The organism is Mycobacterium sp. 1165196.3 (assembly GCF_001673415.1).
Lineage (GTDB): Bacteria > Actinomycetota > Actinomycetes > Mycobacteriales > Mycobacteriaceae > Mycobacterium > Mycobacterium europaeum_A.
Genome location: NZ_LZLU01000271.1, coordinates 1 through 661 on the forward strand (window position 1 = coordinate 1; position 661 = coordinate 661).

The 661-nt window shown below is 66.9% G+C and carries 1 protein-coding gene; it reads right to left on the bottom strand.

The window, feature by feature from the left end:
- Nucleotides 1–661, bottom strand: a 661-nt coding sequence (locus A5659_RS26155; protein ID WP_067185333.1) for a hypothetical protein, incomplete at both ends; no start/stop codon positions are given.

The following is a 661-nucleotide window of genomic DNA, read 5'->3' on the forward strand; positions in this document are numbered from 1 at the left end:
GGTGATCGCCGTCGTACTCTGCGGCCACCCTGTACTCTTCCCAGCCCATGTCGAGACACGCGATGAGTCGCCAGTTTTGGTGCACCGGTATCTGCGTGGTCGGGACGGGCAGGCCGGCGTCGATCAAAAGCAGACGCAGCCAGGTTTCCTTGGGCGACGCGGCGCCGGGATCGATCAATGGGAGCGCTGACCGCACCCGACGCAGGCCGCGCGCACCGCAGTATCGCTTGGCCAGCAACAGCACATCCTCGCGCGAGAACGGTGTCGCACGCATCAACGCATCGATCCGGGCCACCGCCTCACCGATGGGCGCGTGCCGGGCAAGGTCGAACGCGGTCCTGGCAAGAGTGGTCACCGGCAGACCGCTGACCCGGGTGACTTCGTCCGGCTGGATGCGCTCATTTCGGGTGATTAAACCGCGAGGCGGATGCGGGTTGCGCCAGACCAACTCGATGGGCTCGTCGTCGTCGATCCACTGCGACCCGTGCAGCGCCGCCGCGGCGAGTCCGGCCAGCACGCCGCGCCGTCGCGACCACAGAAACGCCCCGGTCGACCGCGTTCTCAGCGACAGTGTCGCGGCATCCGACAGATAGATGTCCGGATAAATCGCGCGGAAGCTCGTCCGCAGCTGATACGGGCTCACCAGCCCGAGTCGCACTGC